Genomic DNA, 3119 nt, shown 5'->3' on the forward strand with positions numbered 1-3119 from the left:
GCGGCGGCTCGCACCTTTCCCCTTGTCCGTACGGACGGTAGCTTTGATGTTAAAATCTAATTCAGCCATGATGTGGCCTCTCAATGTTTAAAGTTTTTTATTTGTCAGCACTCGCGACCAAGAGCTGACCCAGAAACTTAGAAACCGACAACGTGGCCGGTTTCTAAGGGCGCGCAATACTAGCACTGAGCGGGATTAATTACAACAATCAGTACTCGAACATTGCGGAAATTGATTCTTCGTTACTCACTCGGCGCAGTGCTTCCGAGAGCATACCGGATAAGGTTAACTGAGTGACTTTACCGGTGGCTTTCATTTCATCACTTAATGGAACGCTGTCGGTCACAATAACTTCATCAATATCAGAGTCTTTTATATTTTGCACTGCATTACCCGAGAATACCGGGTGAGTTGCATAAGCAAATACGCGTTTAGCGCCATGTGACTTCAGTGCTTCGGCGGCTTTACATAAGGTTCCGCCAGTGTCGATCATGTCATCAACAATGATGCAGTCACGGCCTTTAACATCACCAATAATATGCATAACCTGAGATACGTTAGCAGAAGGGCGGCGCTTATCGATGATGGCTAAGTCAGTGTCATCCATAAGTTTGGCAAAAGCACGAGCACGGACAACGCCACCGATATCGGGAGAAACAACAACTGGGTTGTCAAAGTTTTGCTGACGCATGTGCTCTAATAACACCGGTGTTCCGAAAACGTTATCGACAGGTACATCGAAAAAGCCCTGAATTTGTTCAGCGTGCAAATCTACAGTCAGCACGCGGTCAACACCAACGCTTGATAAGAAGTCTGCAACGACCTTTGCCGTAATTGGAACTCGAGCTGAACGGACCCGGCGATCCTGGCGAGCATAGCCAAAATAAGGCATAACGGCAGTGATACGGCCTGCTGATGCACGACGCAGTGCATCGACCATCACAATGAGTTCCATCAGGTTGTCATTGGTCGGAGCGCAAGTAGATTGAAGAATAAAGACGTCGGAACCGCGGACGTTTTCGTTAATAGCGACGCTAATTTCGCCGTCACTAAAGCGACCAACGGATGCTTCACCAAGTTTGATATAAAGGCGATCGGCAATTTTCTGGGCTAGCTCCGGAGTGGCGTTGCCGGCGAAAAGTTTCATGTCAGGCACAACATACCTCGACTTTTATTGGGTTAATGTCTGGATAAGTGGTGAACGGTTCTGGCCTTGAGCGATAAATGAGCGTAACCCTTTAGGGACATGCTGCTGCGCTTCCTTTGCGGCTTGCCTTGTTTCAAATGAAGAAAAAAGACATGCTCCACTGCCAGTGAGCCGAGTCGGAGCGTATTCTAGCAAGGCACGACGCAACATAGCAACTTCGGTGTGTAGATCGCAGACCACTGGCTCAAATACATTAGTGACGTTTTGAGTGTCCCAGTTTTGGGCACTAACAACCGCGCAGTCTCGTTTTAGCTGTGGGTGAGAAAACAGCTCAGCTGTGCTTATGGAAACTTCGGGTTTTACCACTAAATACCAAAGTTCCGGTGGTAATACGTCGGTAAAAATATCGCCGATACCTTCGGCAAAGCATGCCTGCCCATGAATGAATACGGGAACATCTGCACCGAGCTTTCCACCAATTTTCTGCAACTCAGAAGATGAAAAATGACTGCCCCATAGGCGGTTTAACCCAACTAAAGCAGTCGCAGCATTGGATGAACCTCCGCCCAGACCTGCACCTTGCGGCAGGTGTTTTATCAACTCAATAGTGCAGCCGGGTAGTTGCTCAAAGCCTTTTTCTTTGTATGCCTGCTTGAGTGCTGCCTGAGCCTTCCAAACCAAGTTTTCCTGTTCGGGTATTTGACTACTGTTATCAATTAAACGGAATTGCCCGTCAGTTTTGTCCGTGTGAAATTTAAGGGTGTCGCCATAGTCCAGAAACTGAAATACGGTTTGCAGATTGTGATACCCGTCCGGACGACGACCTGTAATGTGCAAAAACAGATTCAATTTTGCCGGTGCAGGGAGTGTTAATGTCGTTACTGCCATTGATTCACTTGCACCTTGATTAAGAGGTTTGAACTTTCTAAGTGTATTTGTTCGGGCAGGGTGAGCGTTTGGCTCTTACTTTGGTCGTAAAACCAGTTTATCTGCCAGTCTTGCCCCTGGTTAAACACCCGGGACTGAGACAGAGTGCCGTCGTTATGATAGCGGACGGCTTTCAGCGCTACAGTTTTTTTACCTATAACCCAGTTATGCAGCTGCTCAAAAGGAACGCTCGCACCGAGTATTTGGTAAAGCAGAGCATCGGCTGAAGGTGCCCATCGTTCTTCATTATCGGAACCAACTAACAGAGCGCCGCTGTCATCAATGGTTAATTTCGCTAACTGACCTTTTAACGGGTGGGAAAAACGAATGATTTGTTGGTGTGGCAAATAAGCCCAGTTGATATAAAAACTGTCACGCTCTTCTTTCTTTTTCTGGATAATAGCCATGCGGCCACTTAACGACCATTGTTGCAGCTGCTCTAATTGTTGCTGGTGAGCTTTGATAACTTGCTGGTTCACCTGGGTGCTGCTGCGTTGCTCTGGCGGGGTTGGTAGTGCGCACCCACTGAGCAAGGTAACGGTAACGAGATAAACCCAGAAAATTCGACGTTGAATCATATTTCTCTATTGGTGCAATCGGAATGCCAGTAGTTGACCAGAAAGCGCTGTGACTTTCAATGACTAAGGCTTTCACGTACAATCGGACAACTTAGATTTTGGCCGCGTTGGGATAACGAGTTTCACAGTCAGATGACCATTTCAGCTCTTGGAATTAATCACAAAACAGCATCGGTAGATTTGCGTGAGCAAGTCGCGTTTAGTGCCGAACAGCTCGACACTGCGTTGCAGGCCGTGCGTAACCTTCAAGGCGTTGAAGAAGCGGTTATTGTCTCTACTTGTAATCGTACAGAGCTGTATTGTCGCGGTGAAGTATCCGGTGACTTGCTATTGGGCTGGCTGACGGGTTTTCATAGCCTGTCTCCTGATGCTCTGGAAAATCACCACTATTTATTTCAGGGCGAACAAGCCATCACCCACCTTATGTCCGTTGCCAGCGGTTTAGACTCTCTGGTGCTGGGCGAGAG

Annotated in this window: 3 protein-coding genes and 1 pseudogene; 1 reads left to right on the top strand and 3 read right to left on the bottom strand. The window is 47.6% G+C overall.

All coding sequences use genetic code 11. From position 1 onward, the window contains the following. Positions 1-208 precede the first annotated feature (208 nt). Genes B3180_RS11455 through lolB form a run of 3 tightly spaced genes read right to left on the bottom strand, consistent with a single transcriptional unit; the run spans position 209 to position 2652 of the window. Complete coding sequence (locus B3180_RS11455) at positions 209-1156, bottom strand: ribose-phosphate pyrophosphokinase (RefSeq protein WP_143441125.1); 948 nt, start codon at positions 1154-1156, stop codon at positions 209-211. A 15-nt stretch (positions 1157-1171) separates the two neighbouring features. Beyond that, entirely contained in the window at positions 1172-2035 is an 864-nt protein-coding gene (gene ispE, locus B3180_RS11460) for a 4-(cytidine 5'-diphospho)-2-C-methyl-D-erythritol kinase (RefSeq protein ID WP_054487146.1), read from the bottom strand. Further along, positions 2026-2652: a lipoprotein insertase outer membrane protein LolB gene (gene lolB, locus B3180_RS11465; RefSeq protein ID WP_054487148.1), complete on the bottom strand. Its 627-nt coding sequence runs from the start codon at positions 2650-2652 to the stop codon at positions 2026-2028. The genes ispE and lolB overlap by 10 nt, the downstream gene beginning before the upstream one ends. 132 nt (positions 2653-2784) lie before the next feature. Here lolB and hemA point away from each other — a divergent pair. Further along, positions 2785-3119: pseudogene (hemA, locus tag B3180_RS11470) on the top strand (glutamyl-tRNA reductase); the annotation flags it as partial.

Source organism: Idiomarina sp. UBA4206, from assembly GCF_002383015.1.
GTDB classification, from domain to species: Bacteria; Pseudomonadota; Gammaproteobacteria; order Enterobacterales; family Alteromonadaceae; genus Idiomarina; species Idiomarina abyssalis.